17 protein-coding genes are annotated in these 15,284 nt (G+C 65.4%); 5 read left to right on the top strand and 12 right to left on the bottom strand.

Translation table 11 applies throughout. The features are described from left to right. Positions 1 to 37 precede the first annotated feature (37 nt). Together rho and trxA are read right to left on the bottom strand one after the other, a co-directional pair. Positions 38 to 1,255: a transcription termination factor Rho gene (gene rho / locus BMZ48_RS11445; protein WP_234981628.1), complete on the bottom strand. Its 1,218-nt coding sequence runs from the start codon at positions 1,253 to 1,255 to the stop codon at positions 38 to 40. A 315-nt stretch (positions 1,256 to 1,570) separates the two neighbouring features. After that, positions 1,571 to 1,912: a thioredoxin gene (gene trxA, locus BMZ48_RS11440; protein ID WP_091535305.1), complete on the bottom strand. Its 342-nt coding sequence runs from the start codon at positions 1,910 to 1,912 to the stop codon at positions 1,571 to 1,573. 251 nt (positions 1,913 to 2,163) lie between these two features. On the opposite strand from trxA, the gene BMZ48_RS11435 reads away from it, so the two are divergent. Continuing rightward, entirely contained in the window at positions 2,164 to 3,426 is a 1,263-nt protein-coding gene (locus BMZ48_RS11435; RefSeq protein WP_091535293.1) for a DEAD/DEAH box helicase, read from the top strand. A 36-nt stretch (positions 3,427 to 3,462) separates the two neighbouring features. Here the strand turns inward: BMZ48_RS11435 and yrfG are convergent, their stop codons facing one another. Beyond that, positions 3,463 to 4,149, bottom strand: a complete 687-nt coding sequence (gene yrfG / locus BMZ48_RS11430; protein WP_234981627.1) for a GMP/IMP nucleotidase — start codon at positions 4,147 to 4,149, stop codon at positions 3,463 to 3,465. A 53-nt stretch (positions 4,150 to 4,202) separates the two neighbouring features. Here yrfG and cysQ point away from each other — a divergent pair, with 53 nt between their 5' ends. Then, positions 4,203 to 5,012, top strand: a complete 810-nt coding sequence (gene cysQ / locus BMZ48_RS11425; protein ID WP_234981626.1) for a 3'(2'),5'-bisphosphate nucleotidase CysQ — start codon at positions 4,203 to 4,205, stop codon at positions 5,010 to 5,012. Between the two features lie 3 nt (positions 5,013 to 5,015). Beyond that, entirely contained in the window at positions 5,016 to 5,555 is a 540-nt protein-coding gene (locus tag BMZ48_RS11420) for a M15 family metallopeptidase (protein WP_091535291.1), read from the top strand. Between the two features lie 17 nt (positions 5,556 to 5,572). Here the strand turns inward: BMZ48_RS11420 and mtnC are convergent, their stop codons facing one another. From mtnC to BMZ48_RS11395, 5 genes are all read right to left on the bottom strand, one after another. Next, the gene (gene mtnC, locus BMZ48_RS11415) at positions 5,573 to 6,247 is read right to left on the bottom strand and encodes an acireductone synthase (protein WP_091535288.1); all 675 of its coding nucleotides are present in this window, start codon (positions 6,245 to 6,247) and stop codon (positions 5,573 to 5,575) included. Positions 6,248 to 6,305: 58 nt separating this feature from the next. Then, complete coding sequence (locus BMZ48_RS11410) at positions 6,306 to 6,857, bottom strand: 1,2-dihydroxy-3-keto-5-methylthiopentene dioxygenase (RefSeq protein ID WP_091535286.1); 552 nt, start codon at positions 6,855 to 6,857, stop codon at positions 6,306 to 6,308. Positions 6,858 to 6,861: 4 nt separating this feature from the next. After that, the gene (locus BMZ48_RS11405; protein ID WP_091535285.1) at positions 6,862 to 7,470 is read right to left on the bottom strand and encodes a methylthioribulose 1-phosphate dehydratase; all 609 of its coding nucleotides are present in this window, start codon (positions 7,468 to 7,470) and stop codon (positions 6,862 to 6,864) included. 53 nt (positions 7,471 to 7,523) lie between these two features. Then, positions 7,524 to 8,972 (bottom strand): magnesium transporter, encoded by a 1,449-nt coding sequence (mgtE, locus tag BMZ48_RS11400; RefSeq protein ID WP_091535360.1) that lies wholly within the window; start codon positions 8,970 to 8,972, stop codon positions 7,524 to 7,526. Positions 8,973 to 9,172: 200 nt separating this feature from the next. After that, on the bottom strand, positions 9,173 to 9,385 hold the full coding sequence (locus tag BMZ48_RS11395; protein WP_091535284.1) for a cold-shock protein: 213 nt from the start codon (positions 9,383 to 9,385) through the stop codon (positions 9,173 to 9,175). Between the two features lie 318 nt (positions 9,386 to 9,703). Between BMZ48_RS11395 and BMZ48_RS11390 the strand changes: the two genes are divergently transcribed. Continuing rightward, positions 9,704 to 10,597 (top strand): recombination-associated protein RdgC, encoded by an 894-nt coding sequence (locus BMZ48_RS11390; protein WP_159431165.1) that lies wholly within the window; start codon positions 9,704 to 9,706, stop codon positions 10,595 to 10,597. A 12-nt stretch (positions 10,598 to 10,609) separates the two neighbouring features. On the opposite strand, the gene BMZ48_RS11385 is transcribed toward BMZ48_RS11390, so the two are convergent. Next, positions 10,610 to 10,930: an Ig-like domain-containing protein gene (locus BMZ48_RS11385; protein WP_234981625.1), complete on the bottom strand. Its 321-nt coding sequence runs from the start codon at positions 10,928 to 10,930 to the stop codon at positions 10,610 to 10,612. Here BMZ48_RS11385 and BMZ48_RS11380 point away from each other — a divergent pair. Next, positions 10,905 to 11,768: a hypothetical protein gene (locus BMZ48_RS11380; RefSeq protein ID WP_234981624.1), complete on the top strand. Its 864-nt coding sequence runs from the start codon at positions 10,905 to 10,907 to the stop codon at positions 11,766 to 11,768. The genes BMZ48_RS11385 and BMZ48_RS11380 overlap by 26 nt on opposite strands. A gap of 99 nt (positions 11,769 to 11,867) precedes the next feature. On the opposite strand, the gene BMZ48_RS11375 is transcribed toward BMZ48_RS11380, so the two are convergent. The 3 genes from BMZ48_RS11375 to BMZ48_RS11365 all read right to left on the bottom strand — a co-directional run bounded on the left by BMZ48_RS11375 (position 11,868) and on the right by BMZ48_RS11365 (position 15,187). Beyond that, positions 11,868 to 13,082 carry an NHL repeat-containing protein gene (locus tag BMZ48_RS11375; protein ID WP_143383689.1) on the bottom strand — a complete coding sequence of 405 codons (1,215 nt, stop codon included), beginning with the start codon at positions 13,080 to 13,082 and terminating at the stop codon, positions 11,868 to 11,870. A 117-nt stretch (positions 13,083 to 13,199) separates the two neighbouring features. After that, positions 13,200 to 14,465: an ATP-binding protein gene (locus BMZ48_RS11370; RefSeq protein WP_091535273.1), complete on the bottom strand. Its 1,266-nt coding sequence runs from the start codon at positions 14,463 to 14,465 to the stop codon at positions 13,200 to 13,202. Further along, on the bottom strand, positions 14,462 to 15,187 hold the full coding sequence (locus BMZ48_RS11365) for a response regulator (RefSeq protein WP_091535272.1): 726 nt from the start codon (positions 15,185 to 15,187) through the stop codon (positions 14,462 to 14,464). The genes BMZ48_RS11370 and BMZ48_RS11365 overlap by 4 nt, the downstream gene beginning before the upstream one ends. Positions 15,188 to 15,284 lie beyond the last annotated feature (97 nt).

The following is a 15,284-nucleotide window of genomic DNA, read 5'->3' as shown; positions in this document are numbered from 1 at the left end:
GGCGCCTTTTTCCGCTGCATGCACTGTGCTCGCTTTTTTAGTTGCGCTTCATCGACTCGAAGAACGCGGCGTTGGTCTTGGTCTGCTTCATGCGGTCGATCAGCAGCTCGATCGCGGCGATCTCGTCCATATCGTGCAGCAGCTTGCGCAGGATCCAGACCTTGTTGAGATCGTTTGGATCCAGCATCAGCTCTTCCTTGCGCGTGCCGGAGCGGTTGATGTTGATGGCCGGGAACACGCGTTTTTCGGCGATACGGCGCTCGAGATGCAGCTCCATGTTGCCGGTGCCCTTGAACTCTTCGTAGATGACTTCGTCCATCTTCGAGCCGGTATCGATCAGCGCGGTGGCGATGATCGTCAGCGAGCCGCCCTCTTCGATGTTGCGCGCGGCACCGAAGAAACGTTTGGGTTTTTGCAGGGCATTGGCATCGACGCCACCGGTGAGCACCTTGCCGGAACTCGGCGCCACCGTGTTATAGGCGCGTGCCAGACGCGTGATCGAATCGAGCAGGATGACCACGTCGCGCTTGTGCTCGACCAGGCGCTTGGCCTTCTCGATGACCATTTCGGCAACCTGCACGTGCCGTGCGGCCGGTTCGTCGAAAGTCGAGGCCACCACTTCGCCGCGCACCGTGCGCTGCATGTCGGTGACTTCTTCCGGACGCTCGTCGATCAGCAGAACGATGAGATAGATGTCCGGATAATTGGCCGCGATCGACTGCGCGATGTTCTGCAGCATGATCGTCTTGCCCGCCTTGGGCGGCGAAACGATGAGGCCGCGCTGGCCTTTGCCGAAGGGCGCGATGATGTCGATGATGCGCGCGGTGATGTCCTCGGTGGTCCCGTTGCCGCGCTCCATCTTCAGTTGCTGGTCGGCAAACAGCGGCGTCAGGTTCTCGAAACTGACCTTGCGCTTGGAGACCTCTGGCGGCTCGTAGTTGATCGTATCGACCTTGAGCAGCGCGAAATAGCGCTCGTTGTCCTTGGGGGAACGCACCCGCCCGGCGATCGTATCGCCGGTACGCAGCGCAAACCGCCGGATCTGGCTCGGCGAGATGTAGACATCGTCGGGACCGGCCAGATAAGAGCTGTCGGCTCCGCGCAGGAATCCATATCCGTCGGGCATGATCTCGAGTACGCCCTCGGTGTAGATGTGATCTCCACGCCGCGCCGCCGCGCGCAACAGCGACACGACGAGGTCGTGCTTCTTGGCGCGCGCGATGTTCTCGAGTCCCTCGGCCTCGGCGAGCGCCATCAGCTCCGCCGCGGTTTTACGCTTGAGATCCTGGACGCGGATGATTCTCGGCGGCGCGGCAGGCAGTTGTGGACGCACCTGCCCCTCTCCGCCGTCCTCGGCGGTGGCGTCGTCCGGCATGCCGGGCAAGCCCTGGGGTGCACCGCCCTCGGCGAGTGCGGCGGCCTCGGCTTCGGCCTCGGCCATTTCTTCCTCGAGTGCCAGATCGTCGGGGAAGCCGCCTTGTGGGCCGCCGCCCCCCTGGTTGGCGTTGCCGCCGCGGTTCTTGCCGGAATGGAAGCGCCGACGATGTTTCATGTTGCTCGTTTGCTGCGATCAGGCGACGTTGAGATGGGGAGCGACGAACGCATTGAGCTGCGCCTTGTGCACGGCGCCGACCTGGGTCGCCACCGGCGCGCCGTTCTTGAACAGAATCAGGGTCGGAATGCCGCGGATACCCAGGGCCGCCGGGGTTTGCGGATTCTCATCGACATTGAGCTTGACCACCTTGAGCTTGCCGGCGTGCTCGGCTGCGACCTGATCGAGAATCGGCGCGATCATGCGGCAGGGGCCGCACCACTCGGCCCAGAAATCGACCAGCACGGGCTGTGTCTGGCTGGCCTGCTTGACTTCCTGCTCGAAGCTGGCGTCGGTAACTGCAGAGATGTGTTCACTCATGGGATGATGACCTCGGAATGAAGGTGGAATCGCAGGCACACGCCCGCTCGATCGGTAGTGGGGCCGAGGATCCCGGGCCTCAAGCCGCGCGAAAAAAACGACAGAAGGTTATGATTCTTTCAGTCGGGGAATGACTGCGGGCCAAAAACGGCGGCGTCAGTTCGAGATTCGCCGTGCAGCCGTGACGGCTCTTATTTGAGCCGATCCTTCCGCTGCTTGCAAGAGCAGCGAGTTCTTTGTTTCTACCGTTCATGCACCCCAGCCACCTTTCAGACCTCCGCTTCCACGATCTTGAACTCCATCCGAGCCTGCTCGCCGGGCTCGATGCCCTCGGCTATACGCATTGCACCCCGATCCAGGCCGCTGCACTGCCGCGCGCCTTGCGCGGCGAGGATCTGGCCGGCCAGGCGCAGACGGGCACCGGGAAATCGGCCGCGTTTCTGCTGGCGACGATGCACTGGCTGCTCACGCATCCGCGCAAACCCGGCGACGATCCCCGCCAGCCGCGCGCACTCGTTCTGGCACCGACGCGCGAGCTTGCCGTGCAGATCCACAAGGATGCCGAAGCCTTGGGTGCGAAGACCGGATTGCGCATGACCGTCTGCTATGGCGGCGCCGGCTACGAAACACAGCGCGCCGCGATCGAATCCGGCGTCGATCTGCTCATCGGCACACCGGGCCGGCTCATCGACTACTACAAGCAGCGCACCTACACGCTCAGCCAGATCGAAGTCCTGGTTCTCGACGAAGCGGACCGCATGTTCGATCTGGGATTCATCGCCGACATCCGCTACCTGATCCGCAAGATGCCGCCGCCATCGGCGCGGCGCAACTACTTGTTCTCGGCGACGCTGTCGCACCGTGTGCTCGAGCTCGCCTACGAGCACATGAACAATCCGCAGAGAATCGCGATCGAGCCGGAACAGGTCACCGCGGACAAAATCCGCCAGGCCATGATTCATGTCGCCAATGACGAGAAATTGCCGCTGCTGGTGGGTTTGTTGCGCAGCCGTAGCACCGTGCGCACGCTGATCTTCGTCAACACCAAGCGCGAGGCGGAAACGGTCGAGCGCGGCCTGCGTGCCAACGGCTTCGAGGCGCGCGTGCTCTCCGGCGACGTCTCCCAAGGCAAACGCCTGCGCCTGCTCGAAGAATTCAAGGCGGGCCGACTGCCGGTGCTGGTCGCCACCGATGTCGCCGCCCGCGGCCTGCACATTCCGGGCGTCGATCTGGTCGTCAACTACGATCTCCCCCAGGACCCGGAAGACTATGTCCACCGCATCGGCCGCACCGCGCGCGCCGGTGCCTCGGGCGACGCCATCTCGTTGTGCTGTGAAACCTGGGTTTACTCGCTGCCGGAAATCGAAAAATACATCGGCATGCGCATTCCCCCGCTCGAAGGCGGATACAACCTGATCGCCCAGGATTACATCGCCCCACGCCGGGAGAGCGATCGCCGGCATCACGGCGGATCTTCCGACCGCATCGGCCGGCGAGGGCGCGGCAGACGCTGAGCCGACAGCACACCCGCCGATACGGCGCCGGCAACCTCAGGACCGCGCCGCGGCAGAAGCATCCGCAGCGGTCAGCGCCGGGGTCAGGTCGGCGAGCGTGCGCACCGACGGCACCGCATCCAGCGGCCGTTCCGGCTGGGTACCGTCGGGTTTGCGGATACCGATCACCTGGCCGATGCCGAAGGCCCGTGCCGCCAGCAGTACGGGCAGGCTGTCATCGACGAACAGCGTGCGTGTGCGCGCGAACGGATGCGCCTCGCAGACGGCGCTCCAGAATCGCAGATCCTCCTTGGGATAACCCACGTCGTGCGAGCAGATCACCCGCTCGAAATACCGGCCGAAACCGGTGTATTCGAGCTTGAGCCGCCAGCTGTCGGGATGGGCATTGGTCGCCAGCCACAAGCGCCGGCCGCTGCGCCGCACCGCCTGCAGGAACGCTTCCGCGCCTGGAACCGGCCCGATACGGTGCTTGACCTCCGCCTTGAGCGCCGCCATGTCGAGCCCGGTGAGTGCGCTCCAGTAGTCGGTGCAATACCACGGCAGCGTGTGCATCACCGCCTCGAACTTGGGCTTGAGCACGGCACGCGCATGCTCGAGGGTCAGGCCGTTCTTCTGCGCATACCGCTGCGGCACCAGCTCGCGCCAGAAGTAGTTGTCGAAAGCAAGGTCGAGGACGGTGCCGTCCATATCGAGCAGCACCCACTCGACCTCCGTCCAATTCACGGAAGCATCCATGGCACAGCTATCATAGCCGCTCATTCCACCAGGACTCTCGCGTGGGTTTGCATCCCGATTCCTCCCTGCTCGACGAGGTCATCGCCCTGGCCCGCGCGGCCGGCGAGCGCATCCTCGACATCTACGCATCCGACTTCACCGTTTCCCACAAGGACGATGCATCGCCGCTGACCCAGGCCGATCTCGCCTCGCACCGGACCCTGAGCGCAGGTCTGGCAAAGCTGACGCCGGGCATACCGGTGCTGTCCGAAGAAGGCGCCGATACGCCCTTTGAAACGCGCCAGCGCTGGCGGCAGTACTGGCTCATAGACCCGCTCGACGGCACCAAGGAATTCATCCAGCGCAATGGCGAATTCACGGTCAATGTCGCGCTGATCGAGAATCACACGCCAGTCCTCGGCGTGGTGTACGCGCCAGTGCTGAACACGGTCTTTGCCGGTGCGCGCGAGCTGGGCGCGGTGCGTATTCTCGGCACGACGCGCGAGGCCGTGCGCACGCGCGCCTGCGCCGATCGTCCGGTGTTCGTCGTCAGCCGCTCACACAAGGACGCCGCACTCGATGCGCTGCTCGCGAAACTGCCGGACCATGCGGCCGTCAGCAAGGGCAGTTCGCTGAAGTTTTGCCTCGTCGCCAGCGGGGAAGCGGATCTGTACCCGCGCACCGGTCCGACTTCCGAGTGGGATACCGCCGCTGGCCAATGTGTCGTCGAGTGCGCAGGCGGTGAGGTGCTGCGGCTGCCGGATCTCGCGCCGCTGCGCTACAACCAGAAGGATTCGTTGCTCAACCCGGGCTTCGTCGTCATCGGCGACCCTCATGCCGGATGGCGCGAACGCCTGCGCGCAGCCGGGTGACCCTTGGCAAACGCCGACGCCGATTCTGCACGCATCCGTGCCGTATTGAGCGCGCTGGGCATTCCGCCGGATCTGCCCGCGCGGCGCGGGCTACCGCTCTGCAGACAGGCCCGACGGCTGACGCCGGTCGGCCTGGGCGCGGACGGACGCGACAAGCTGCTCTCGCCGGCCGCGGCACGGGCCTGGCTCAAGCTGCGTGAGCGCGCCAGCGCCGACGGTGTCCAGCTCACGCTCATCTCGGCGTTCCGCAGCATCGACTTCCAGGCGGCGCTGATCCGCTCCAAGCTCGAGCGCGGCATGGCGCTCGCGGAAGTCCTGCGCATCAATGCGCCACCCGGTTATAGCGAGCACCACAGCGGCCGCGCCGTGGACATCGGCACCGACAAAATCCCCGCCCTCGACGAAGCCTTCGAGTCCACGGATGCCTTTCGCTGGCTAAGCCAGCATGCAGGTCGCTTTGGCTTTCGGTTGTCGTATCCGCGCGGCAATGCCGTCGGGTTCGCATACGAACCCTGGCACTGGTACTACACCGGGCACCGGTAGCCAGGCAGCGCCTGGCCTCATACCACGATGTCGGCAAAGCTGCGCGCCTGTGGATGGGCACGGGCCGGAACCGCCTTGTCGTCGCGCAGCAGCTGGCAGGTCTGCATGCCTGCGGCACGGGCGGCATCCAGCTCCTCGCCGACGTCCGACAAAAACAAAACGTCCGCGCCTGGCAAGGCGAGGTGCTCCAGTATCCTGCGATACGAATCCACCTCGCGTTTACCGCCTATCTGCGTATCGAAATACCCGGAGAACAGCGGCGTCAGATCGCCGTAATCGGTATGCGCGAAAATCAGCTTTTGCGCCTCCACCGAGCCCGAGGAATAGACGTACAAGCGCTTACCCTGGGCCTGCCAGCGACGCAGATACTCCGGTGTATCGGGGTAAACATGACCCTTGAGCGCACCGCTTTCGTAGCCGGTCCGCCAGATCATGCCCTGCAGCGCCTTGAGCGGCGTGAGCTTGCGGTCCTCGTCGATCCAGCGCTCGAGCACATCGGCAGCCGCGTCCACCGAGAGCGTGCGGTTTTCGATCCGCTCGACCTCGGCGAGCAGGCGGCGCACCGCCGCGTCACCGGCATGCGTATGCAAGAACGCGCGCAGGTGCGCCTTGGCATACGGAAACAGCGTGCGATGCACGAAATCGATCGAGGAGGTGGTTCCCTCGATATCCGTCACGATGGCCTTGATCATCGGTTCTCCAGAAAGCCGTCCGTGGCGCTGTGTCCGGCCGGATCACGGATGGTCTGGATCAGACCATCGCCTCGTATTTGGGGAACCGGTCGGCGATCGGATCGCCGGTGAAGTGGCCGACCCAGCCGTCCGGGATGCGGAAAAAGCGGATCGCCTTGAAGTTGGGGCGGGGCCCCATGTCGAACCAGTGCGTGGTGTTCGCCGGCAGGTTGACCAGATCGCCGCGCGTGCATACGAGCATGTACACCTTGCCGTTCTTGCGGATGTAAAACGCCCCGGAGCCGTCGACGAAGAAGCGGGTCTCGAAATCCGTGTGGGTGTGCTCGGATAAGAATTTGCCGCGCGCGGCCTCGGCCTGTGGATGGTCCGGATGCATACTGACCACATCGACCGACTGAAAGCCGTATTTGCGGACGAGTGTGTCGATGGACGTGCGATAGGCGGCCATGACTTCCTCCTGGCTCGCCGTCGGCGACAGCGGCTGGCTCGCCTCCCAGCGCTCGAACTCCACGCCGATTTGCGCGAGCGCATCGCGGATCGCAGCGAACTCGGTGTGCCGCGCGAGCGGGGTTTTCGCATCGTGTTCGGCATAAATAGTCAGGGTCGTCATCGCATCACTCCTTGAGAAGGCGAGCGCGCAACTCGCATTCGAACATGAATTCCAGGGCCTCGACGCGCCAACGCGCCTGCGCGACCGTCGCGCCCCAGGCGTAGAGACCATGGCCGGCGATCAGATAGGCGGGCATTTGCGGATGGCGGTGCATGTGTGCGTCCACGGCCGCGGCCAGCCGGGCGATGTCCTGGTCGTTCTCGAACACCGGCACGACGACCTCGGCATCGTGCGTTGCGATCCCGGGCAGCAGCTTGAGCAGCTCGTAACCGGACAGACGAATCCCCTCGTAGCGCCGCGACAGCACGGTATTGGCGACCGAATGGGTGTGCAGCACCGCGCCAATGCCGCGATCGAAGCGGTAGAGCTGGCAGTGCAGCAGCGTCTCGTACGAGGCCTTGCGCGTGGCCTGGAGGGGTCGGCCATCGAGGTCGGCGACGAGAAAATCGGCTGCCGCCAGCTCGCCCTTGTGACAGCCGGAGGCGGTGATCAGCATGTGCGCGGCGTCCAGACGCGCGGAGAAATTGCCGCCGGTCGCCGGCACCCAGCCGCGCCGGTGGAACAGGCGACCGGCGCCGATCAAGTCTTCGATGAGCTGTGCGTCGTTGGCCATGGATGCAACCGTCAGGGCCGGGCACTCTAGGACAAATGCCGCCGGGGCTCAATTCAAACCAGGAAGGCCGCGGCAAGACCAAGGAAGATGAAAAAGCCCATACTGTCGGTCGTCGCCGTCAGAATGATGCTGGACCCCATCGCCGGGTCACGCCCGAAGCGATGCAGGGCCACCGGCGTCAGCACACCAACGAGCGCGGCGACCAACATGTTGAGCAGCAGCGCGGCGGCGATCACCGCGGCCAGCGGCAGGTGGTGATAAATCGCCAGCGTCACCAGACCCAGCACTGCGCCCCAGAGGGCACCGTTGATCGCGTTGATCTGCAGCTCGCGCAGCAGGATCTGGCGCAACTGCGAGGGCCCGAGCTGGTTGAGCGCAAGCCCGCGGATCACCAGCGCAACCGATTGGTTGCCGGTGTTGCCGCCGATGCTGGCGACGATCGGCATCAATGTGGCGAGCGCGACCAGCTCGGCGATGATGTCCTCGAAAGCGCCGATCACCCGCGAGGCGAAGAACGCGGTCAGCAGATTGAGCACGAGCCACGGCCAGCGGCGCCGCGCACTGCGCGCGATCGGCGCGAACAGATCTTCGTCTTCCTCGGACAAACCGACCTGGCGCAGCGACTCGCTCTGCGCGCGTGCATTGATCTCGTCGACGACGGCATCGACGGTGATCCGTCCCACCACCTGCTGGTGCAGGTTGACGACCGGCGCCGAGATCAGATCGTACTTCTCGAAGGCATCGACCGCATCGCGGACCTCGTCGTCGGTATAGAAATAAACCGGCTGGCGGATCATCACCTCGCCGACCGAAGTCTCCGGCTCCTCCAGCAGCAGCCGTGACAGCGGCAGCAAACCCTTGAGCGTGTTGCTGCGATCGACGACGAACAATTGGTTCGTATGCGCCGGCAGCGTCTTGCGGCGGCGCAGAAGCCGCTGCACGGCCTCGAGCGTCGTATCCTCGCGCACGGCGATGAAATCCATGTCCATGATCGCGCCGACGGTGCCGGGCGGGAACGACAGCACCGACCGCACCTCGTCCTGGTCGGTGCGGTCGAGCCGCTCGACGACGGCGTGACGCAAATCTTCGGGCAGGCTGCTGACGAGATCGGCGATGTCGTCGGAATCGAGCGTGCGCACGACGGCGGCGATCTCGTCCGGGGACATGCCCAGCGCGATCGACCGGCGCACCGCATCGGAGGCCTCCAGCAGCACGGCGCCGCGCCGTTCCGGCTTGACCAGCGACCAGGCCATCGCACGTGCATCCGGCGGCAGACTTTCCAGCACGAAGGCGATGTCTGCCGGATGAAAATGCGCCAGGCGCTGCTCCAGCGCCGCCTGGTGCTGCCGCGCGACGAGCTGGGCGACGACATCCTGCCGGCGGCTCTCGGAGCGCGACACCAGCTCCTTTTCCACCGCCTGGCGCAGCAGCAGTTCGATCACCTGGGCGCGGGCCTGCTCCAGGTGCCGGTGGTGGGGACGGGCTTCGGAGACGTCACTCATCCGGGCATCATAAGTGACTTTATGTGCCGCCGACCGGATACCGGCGCGCATGCCGCCACGATCCGGCGCGAGGGCAGACGCGCGGCATCGACAGCGGCGGTTTCAAGCGAGCAGCGGCACACCGACCGATCGCGGGCACAAAAAACCCCGGCCTTGCGCCGGGGTCGTCGAATCGATGCCGCAGGGTGCGGCGGAGGTCTTCAGAGAGGGCGGATCTGGGCCGCCTGCAGCCCCTTGGGACCACGGCGAACCTCGAACTGCACCTTCTGGCCTTCCTTCAGAGTCTTAAAGCCCGTCCCCTGGATTTCGCGGAAATGGGCGAAGAGGTCTTCCCCGCCGCCTTCCGGGGTGATGAAGCCAAAGCCCTTGGTTTCGTTGAACCACTTCACCGTGCCAGTAGCAACATTCGACATACGACATTCCTTTCAAAACAGATTGGGAGCGGGCCTAACCGCCCGTAGGTGCAAGCGATCAAGAAAGGTAGCCGGGAACTTACACAGCACCGCCACGAGGACGGGTAAGAAAAACCGCGGTGAATACACTGCTTGAAACGGATGCACGTCGGACTGTACACGGTCCTTCGCGGCCTGTCGAATCGCAGCTTTTCGCACCGCCAGCAAGGCGATGACCCGGACCCGACCCCATGCCATCCGCTGCCGGCGCGGCGCTTGCTATCATCCGCGCCCTTTTTCCCGGCTTTCCGCACCGGGAACTGCTCCCTGCCTCCTGCCATGTGGTTCAAGAACCTCACGATCTACCGCCTGCCGCCGGGCTGGTCGCGCACCCCCGGCGAGATCGAAGCCACGCTGCGCGCATTTCCGCTACAGCCTTGCACCGGCCTTGCGCTGGTCAGCCGCGGCTTCGTGCCGGTCAATGACACCGGTCAGTTCGCCTACGGCCAGGAGCAGCAGGTGCTGATCGCGCTGGGCATCGAAGAAAAACTGCTGCCGGGCGCGATCGTCAGCCAGGCTGCATCCGAGCGCATCCAGCGGCTTGAGCAGGACAAAGGCTTCAAACTCGGACGCAAGGCCCGCGCCGAAATCAAAGAGCAGGTCGCTGCCGAGTTGGCCCCGCGCGCGTTCGCGCGCCGACGCGAAATCCGCGGCTGGTTCGACTTCGCCGGCGGCTGGCTCGTCCTCGACACCGGTTCGCCGACACGCGCCGACGACTTCACGCACACCCTGCGCAATGCGCTCGGCGAACTGCCGGTGACCCCGCTGCAATCCGAACCCTCGATGAGCGCACTGATGACGCAGTGGCTGAGCGCCCAGCAAGCACCCGGTGCGTTCGACCTCGACGACGAATGCGAGCTCACCAGCACCGACGCGCACAAATCCACGGTGCGCTACCTGCGCCACGCGCTCGACGGCAAGGACATCGCCGGCCATCTCGCCGACGGCAAGCTCGTCACCCGGTTGGCCCTGACCTGGAAGGATCGGGTGAGCTTCGTCATCGACGACAAGCTGCAGATCCGCCGTTTCAAGTTTCTCGACATCGACCGCATCCGCGAGGAGTCGGACGGCCTTGCCCCCGAGCGGCAGTTCGAAATCGACTTCGCCCTCGCCGGCGGCACGTATGCCGCACTGCTCGCGGACCTGGCAACCGCCGTCAATGTGCCGCGATGAGCAAACCGCGATTCATGGCCGATAGACGCGGATATCGGCGTCGGCCTTGAGTTCGCCCTCTGTGTTCCGCGCCGTCGCCCGCACGGTCGCCAGACCCTCTGCGCCCTGCGGCGTCACTTTGCCGATCTCGCTGCCCGCCGTCGCGACGCTGACGAGATCTGCATCGAGGCTGGTCCAAGTGACATCGCGTCGCACCGGGCGCTCGTACCCGTCTTCGAACCATCCGAACGCCTGCAGCTGCAGCGTATCTGGATAGAACAGTTCGCTGCGCTCGGGGGTCACGCGCAGGCCCAGGATCTCGGCATCGGTGAAATCGAAGATGCGCGTGGGCACTTCCAAGCGCCAGCGGCTCATAGCGCAGCCGGAATTGCGCAGATGCACCGCTCTTCGCGCCCCGGATCGTGAGGTATTCGTCGGCGACGATCGAAGCCTCGTCGGCATCGCCCAGGATCTGCTCAATTCCGACCTGGGCAGACAGATTCTGCGGCGGCGCGTCGTCGTCTTCGAAGATGGCCTCGACACGGATTTCGTCGCTGTACCCGAGCGGCAGCGGCACGTCCTGAGGCTGTTCGTAGCTCAAGCGCAGCACACGGACGGCATCCAGTGCCAGTTCACGCTCGACCTTGCGGTCGCAAGTGAACAATTGCGCCTCGAGCACGAATGGCTGATCCAAGGGATCGGTCAGCGCCTGCACCGTGGATCCGCTGGACAGCTCAACCGGCGCACCGGCGGTGGGAATGCGCCACACCGCCGATGCGGTGAGATCCTGCTCGGGAGTGTCGTCCTCCAAGGTCACTCGCAGCGCGAAGGTCTGCTTCGACCCGGGCGCCATGCGCGTCAGTTCTGGAGTGATGCGCAAATGACCGATCGGGTCGGCGGTGACACCGAAGCTGTCAGACAGGCCGACATAATCCGCGCGGATCACGGCCGTCCCCGCCGTGCGCGCGATGACGGTGCCGGCCGGGAAGTATGTCCCGGATCCGGGTTCGGCCTCGATGTCGCCGTTGCTGACATCAATCACCCCGGGATTGCTCGAGCGCCAGGTCACCCGCGTGGTGACGTCGCCGTCGGTCTCGCGCTCGCCCTCGAAATGCGCGGTCGCGGTGAGCTGGAACGCGGCGCACTCATAGGTCTGATACCCCCCCCTCGATACCGTTGTAGTGGATCGTGAGCCGTGTCGGCGCCGTACCTTCGCCGATATCCAGGTCGCCGCAACCCGCGAGCACGCTGGCCGCGGCGGCCAGTGCCGCGGCAATGACGCGAACTCTCCTCATTGCGGAAACATCAAGACGCGGTGATTGTTGCGGTCGGTCACGTAGAGCACGCCGCTGTACACGAAAGCCCCTGTCGCACCGCTGAGCGTGCGTGCACTCGGGCGGTCGTCGGCCGTGCCATCCTGATCGTCGTCATTGGCCGTCGCCGCGGAGAAATTGTTTTTCTCCTGACCGAAGACCGCACTGGCTGCGACACCGTTTGCGATCGGAAAGGCGTCGAACTCGAGCACGCGGTTGTTGCCGGAGTCGGCGACGTAGATGCGCGTGCCGTCGCTGCTGACGCCAAAAGGCGTGCGCAGCGTCGACGACGAAGTCCCGGGACTGGAGCGACTGAACCCGCTCTGGCCAATGACGTAATCGGCCTCGGCGCCCGATTCGTTGGGGAACAGCGACCAGTAGAGCACGCGATGGTTTCCGGAATCGGCGACGAGCAGGCGGAAACCGTCGCTCCACACCGCGGCAGGCCGATTCATCTCGTCAGCCTCGTCGTCGGCGATGCGCGAGACGAAATCACGCTGGCCCAGGACCAGATCGGCCGGCGTACCGTTGTCAGTGGGGACTGCATTCCAGACCAGCACGCGGTTGTTGTTCTGGTCGGCGACGATAAGACGGCCATTGGCGATGATTGCCGACGTGGGGAAAGCCAACTGCGTCTGCGACGTCCCCGATCCGCCGGTGGTGAAATCGGCCTGACCGACGACGACGTCCGGTAATTCGCCGCTCGTGGCCGGAATGGTGTTCCAGATCAGCACACGGTTGTTGCCGGAGTCGGCGACGACCAAGCGACCACCGCCGATGAAGACCGAGGCCGGCAAAGCCATCCGGTTCTGGGCCGTGCCGGCAGCCGTGCCGCCAAAGTCGTCCTGCCCGAGCACCAGATCGGCGGCAGCGCCGTTGGCGACCGGCACGCGGGCATAGCCGAGCACGCGGTTGTTCGCGGTATCGGCGATGAACAGGCGTGTGCCATCGGTGGCCACATTACCGAGCGGCTGTGCCAGTGTTGCTGCGCTGGCGGCCCCACCACGGTTGGGGCTGCCGCTGTCGAACGCGGCCTGTCCGATCACCGTGAATGCTGCGACCAGATCCGCCCCATCGTCGCCGCCGCCACTGTCGCTGCAGCCTGCGAACACGACAGCGGACATAAGCGCGAGCGCCGGAATCCAGCGGCGCGAGAACAGACTTCTGGGGATGCGCGTAACCGCGGCGGACATGCGTGAGTCTCCTGCAAAGCCGAGTGTAGAGACGCACAAGCTTGGCGCAGCGGTTTGGTGAGTGTCCGCTTCGAGTTGTTTCAAACCGTAACCAGCGGCGTAACGCGTCTGGGCTTTTCATCGCTGCCGTGAGCGCTCCGCCTCCGATCGCGACGCCAGCGGCAGATGCAGCGCGATCGCGAACCGCTGCTGCGCGCTGCGCGGATGCAGCTGCAGGCTGCCGTCGTGCATGTCGGCGACACGCTGGACGATCGCCAATCCCAGACCGCAGCCACGGGGACTGCGCGCCGAACTGGCGCGCGCAAACGGCCGCCGCAGCCGATCCCAGGCTTCCGGCGCGATCCCTTCGCCGCCATCCTCCACTGCCAGCACGGCCGTGCCGCCCTGGACATAGGTTCGCACGACGATGGGCGGTTGTCCGTGCACGCGGGCGTTATCGACGAGATTGAGCAAGGCCCGGCGCAGCGCACAGACACGCACGGGTAGCGGCTGGGGTGCTGCGAGTTCGAGCCGCAGATCCGGTCCGGCGGACGCCCCCAGCGCGGCGGCGACGATGCCGTCGAGACTCGCTTGCTGGACCGGCTCGTCCTGACCATCGCGTGCAAAGTCGATGCATTGGCCGACGATGTGGTCGATCTCGCGCACGTCATTGAGCGTCTCGCTCCAATCCTCGCCGTCGGCGGCACGCAGCTCCAGCGCGGCCTGGATGCGGGCAAGCGGCGAGCGCAAGTCATGCGACAGCCCGGCGAGCATCAGTTCGCGCTCCTGGACGTTGCTGCGCAACTGCCGGCCGAGCCGCTCCAGGGCTCGGCCGACGCGCTGGAACTCTACCGGACCGCTGAATGCCCAGGCCGGCGGCACGGCGCCGCGTTCGATGTCGCCGATGGCATCGAGCAAGGCACGGAATGGCCGGCTCAACATCAGCGACATCAGGACGACGGCGGCGCCGACGACCACGATCAGGCTGATCAGATTGATCATCAGGAAATGCCGCCGCACCGGTCCTGCGTCGGCACCGCCGAAGCGGACCGTACGCACGAAAGGCTCCACGCCACCGGGCGGACTGCCGGCCATGGTGTGCGGAGGCGGCAGGGGGCCGATCAACCCGCCTGCTTGCGGCGCCGCGCCGTGCCATTGCCGACCGGCGTCGGCGGCCGGATCGCCGTCACGCCGGTCGGCTGCGGGTGCAGGCAACCGCAGGGTATGGCGTGCTAGGACATCTGCGCGCACACATGGCCCATCTTCGGATCTTTGTGTGTCGCAGGGGCGCAGATGCACGGCGAAATCGGGCGGCGGCCACCACCGCAGCAGCAGTGCATTTGTTGCTGGCACCATGACTACGGCGGCGGCGACGAGCAGGCCGATAAGAATGCGCAGGCTCATGGCGTACGCTCGGCAAGCGGTGCATCGGGCACGAACATGTAACCGCGCCCCCAGACCGTCTGGATGTAGCGCGGCACGGCCGGATCTGGCTCGAGTACCTGGCGCAGGCGTGAGATCAGGATATCGATGCTGCGTGAAAAACCGTCGTTGCGCCGGCCGCAGGAGAGTGCCATCAACTCATCGCGGCTGAGCACACGCCGGGCATGTGTGACCAGCACTTCCAGCAACTGGTATTCGCCCGTGGTGATGCGGATCACTTCGCCATTACGGCGCAGGCTGCGCGCCCACAAATCGACTTCGAATTCGCCGATGCGTACGACCGCCGCATCGCTGCGCACGGCGACCCCGGCACGCCCGCTCGCACGCCGCAGCACGGTGAAGATGCGCGCCACCAGCTCGCGCAGATTGCACGGCTTGGCCAGATAATCGTCCGCTCCGATCTCCAATCCGACGATGCGGTCCACGTCGTCGCCCCTGGCCGAGAGCATGATCACCGGCATCTGCGCCGACTCTTGGCGCAGGCGCCGGCACAGGGCGATGCCGTCGTCGTCGGGCAACATCAGATCGAGCACGACCAGATCGTAGTGCCCGCGCTGCAGGCAGCGGCGGGCGGCAGCGGCGGTGCCGACCCCTTCGCTGTCGATGCCATGCCGGCGCAAATACTCGGCCACCATTTGCCGCAGCCGCTGATCGTCATCCACCAACAATACTTTCGCTTTCATCCCCGAGGTCCCTGGCGGTTCGGCCGCCCGCGGCGCCGGGCCGGCTCCGGACCTTCCGACCACGCCGGTTTGCGACTCGTTCCGCCGCGAAACAATT

Origin of the sequence: Fontimonas thermophila (assembly GCF_900113085.1) — a bacterium.
Lineage (GTDB): Bacteria > Pseudomonadota > Gammaproteobacteria > Nevskiales > Nevskiaceae > Solimonas > Solimonas thermophila.
This window is presented reverse-complemented; position numbering and strand designations above follow the sequence as displayed.

Excerpts from the sequence above, each read along its gene's own strand:
- BMZ48_RS11370 (WP_091535273.1), bottom strand. The coding sequence starts at position 14,465 with ATGAGCCTGCGCATTCTTATCGGCCTGCTCGTCGCCGCCGCCGTAGTC.
- mgtE (WP_091535360.1), bottom strand. The coding sequence starts at position 8,972 with ATGAGTGACGTCTCCGAAGCCCGTCCCCACCACCGGCACCTGGAGCAG.
- rho (WP_234981628.1), bottom strand. The coding sequence starts at position 1,255 with ATGGCGCTCGCCGAGGCCGAGGGACTCGAGAACATCGCGCGCGCCAAG.
- BMZ48_RS11405 (WP_091535285.1), bottom strand. The coding sequence starts at position 7,470 with ATGGCCAACGACGCACAGCTCATCGAAGACTTGATCGGCGCCGGTCGC.
- trxA (WP_091535305.1), bottom strand. The coding sequence starts at position 1,912 with ATGAGTGAACACATCTCTGCAGTTACCGACGCCAGCTTCGAGCAGGAA.
- BMZ48_RS11375 (WP_143383689.1), bottom strand. The coding sequence starts at position 13,082 with ATGTCCGCCGCGGTTACGCGCATCCCCAGAAGTCTGTTCTCGCGCCGC.
- BMZ48_RS11395 (WP_091535284.1), bottom strand. The coding sequence starts at position 9,385 with ATGTCGAATGTTGCTACTGGCACGGTGAAGTGGTTCAACGAAACCAAG.
- BMZ48_RS11365 (WP_091535272.1), bottom strand. The coding sequence starts at position 15,187 with ATGAAAGCGAAAGTATTGTTGGTGGATGACGATCAGCGGCTGCGGCAA.
- BMZ48_RS11410 (WP_091535286.1), bottom strand. The coding sequence starts at position 6,857 with ATGACGACCCTGACTATTTATGCCGAACACGATGCGAAAACCCCGCTC.
- BMZ48_RS11390 (WP_159431165.1), top strand. The coding sequence starts at position 9,704 with ATGTGGTTCAAGAACCTCACGATCTACCGCCTGCCGCCGGGCTGGTCG.
- mtnC (WP_091535288.1), bottom strand. The coding sequence starts at position 6,247 with ATGATCAAGGCCATCGTGACGGATATCGAGGGAACCACCTCCTCGATC.
- BMZ48_RS11435 (WP_091535293.1), top strand. The coding sequence starts at position 2,164 with ATGCACCCCAGCCACCTTTCAGACCTCCGCTTCCACGATCTTGAACTC.